The sequence below is a fragment of the Candidatus Methylomirabilota bacterium genome, assembly GCA_035936835.1.
Lineage (GTDB): Bacteria > Methylomirabilota > Methylomirabilia > Rokubacteriales > CSP1-6 > AR37.
The window spans coordinates 1-2,213 of sequence record DASYVT010000103.1 but is presented as its reverse complement, the minus strand read 5'-3'; the positions used below and the strand labels follow the sequence as shown (position 1 = coordinate 2,213).

Genomic DNA, 2,213 nt, shown 5'->3' with positions numbered 1-2,213 from the left:
CCGAGGGAGCCGGGGCTACAGCCCCCGTAGTGGCGGGCCGCTTCGGGCACCCCACGAGGAAAAGGGTGAGAGCGAGAAGAGGCACCACCAGATACGCGTGAGCCCGTGGCTTGGCCATAGCGTCACATCCTCCTTGTCGAGCTTTGGTGAACAGTCCAACGCAAACGGCACGATTCTATCACGGAAGTCGGGGTGACCAAGCCGGACTTGACGCCTGGCCCGGCCCCCCGGTCAGGACCTGCTGCTCCGATCCGTCGGCGAGCATCGTGAAGAGCTGCGTACCCCCGAGGCGGCTTGACTGGAAGACGAGGTGCCGCCCGTTCGGCGACCAGGAGGCGCTCTCGTTGTCGCCGGGGCCCGCGGTCAGACGCCGCAGATTCGAGCCGTCCGGGCCGACCGCCCAGATGTCGTGGTTGCCCTGCCTGGAGGTGAAGGCGATCGTGTCGCCCTTGGGCGACCATCGCGGCTGGGTGTTGAACCCGCTCGACGTCACGCGCCGGACGTTGGTGCCCTCGGCGTCCATGACGTAGATCTGCGCCGACCCCGAGCGGTCGGACACGAAGGCGAGCTCTCGCCCCGTCGGCGACCAGGTCGGCTCCGTGTCGATCGCCGCGTGCGTCGTCAGCCTCCGAAAGGCGCCGGTCGCCACCGTCAGGAGGTAGATCTCGGGGTTGCCGTCCTTGGACAAGGTCAGCGCCACCGTGCGGCCGTCCGGGCTCCAGGAGGGCGAGGAGTTGATCCCCGCGTAGCCCGCCAGGAGCTGCACCGGCCGGCGCTCGAAGGGAAAGATGCGGTACAGGAACGGGTAGCCGTTCATGTACGACGTGAAGGCGAGCGAGCGCGAGTCGGGGCTCCAGTTCGGCGACATGTTGATGGACTTGTTGGCGGTCATGGCCGCGGGGCCCGCGCCGTCGTAGTCCATCAAGTAGAGCTCCTTGACCCCCGAGCGCGTGCTGGCAAACGCCATCTTGGTGTCGGCGACGCCCAGCTCACCGGTGACGAGCAGCACGACCTCGTCGGCGATCTTGTGAGCGGCGCGGCGGGGCTCCGAGACGTGGGCGACGACCTTCTTCGATCCGATCAGGCGGAAGTCGGGCGAGGTCAGATCGTACAGCCGCATCTCGACCTCGAAGCGGTCGCCGCGCACCGCCAGGAGCCCCTGCAGCGCCTGCAGGGCCCCGGCCGCCGCGAACTCCTCGAACCGCGGCTTGAGCGCCTCGGCGCCGCCCTGCGGCAAGGCGGGCGTGCCCGATACCACGCTGAAGAGCGACGTGAAGGCGAGGTCCGCGGAGGTGATCTCCGGGAGCCGCCTGGCCCAGTTCTGCGGGTCGGCACCGGCTACGAGCGTGAAGTCTGGGACGGCGATGTTGATCTTCTTGATCTGCCCCGGCCGGACGTTGAGCTCGACATCGGGATTCTGCGAGCGGGCCGGGGCGGGCCCCAGGACCGCCGCGGCGAAGATCACGAGCGCGGCGGCGGCCTTCGCTGACAGCCGGCGGGCCGGGCGCGGGAAGCTCGTCATCCGCGCTTCAAGTCGAAATTGAAGAGCACGCGGAGGGAGGGATTGGCCCAGTCCACGGGAAGCGGCGGGAACGGGCTCGCCTCCGTGATGGCGCGAAGTGCGGCACGGTCGTAGAAGCTGCTGCCGGAGCTCTGCTCGATGCGGGGGGGCGCAATGGAGCCGTCCCGCCGGATCTCGACGTAGATGCGCGGCTTCTGGGCGGGCTCGCTGGAGCGGTCCTGCGTCTGCCAGCGCTCCTCGACCTTCTGGAGCACCTGCCGCAGGTACCACGCGTAGGGGAAATCGGTCACATCGAGCGTGAGCGAGCCTTGCCCCGAGACGGAGCCGGTGGCCCGCCCGAGCGCCGCCACCGACGGCCGCGAGGCCGGCTCGACCGCCGTCTTGCCGCGCCGCTCCGAGGGCGTAGCCAACGGTGGGAGGTCGTGCTCGCCCGGGCGCGGCGTCACCGCGCGCGAGGGCAGAGCCGCCTCCGCGGGTATCGCGGCCTCTCGCGCGCGCGGCTCCGGGTCGGGCGCGAGCGCGCGCGCCGTTGGCTTGAGCGCGCGCGCCGGCAGGGACGCCGAGCTCCCCGCCGGATTGCCGACGGCGGCGATGGACGCGACGAGATTGACCACGTGCACCTGCGGGCGATCCCAGATTCCCGAAAGCGTCGCAGCCACGAGCGCGGCGATGAAGACGACGTGGCCCACCA

At 70.4% G+C, this 2,213-nt stretch carries 2 protein-coding genes; both read right to left on the bottom strand.

The genetic code is table 11. The features are described 5' to 3' along the window. Nucleotides 1-178: 178 nt before the first annotated feature. Nucleotides 179-1,522, bottom strand: coding sequence for a Tol-Pal system beta propeller repeat protein TolB (tolB, locus tag VGV06_08310; GenBank protein ID HEV2055161.1), 1,344 nt, complete (start codon nucleotides 1,520-1,522; stop codon nucleotides 179-181). Then, on the bottom strand, nucleotides 1,519-2,213 hold a 695-nt coding region (locus tag VGV06_08305), incomplete at its 5' end, for a TonB family protein (protein HEV2055160.1). The genes VGV06_08305 and tolB, both read right to left, overlap by 4 nt.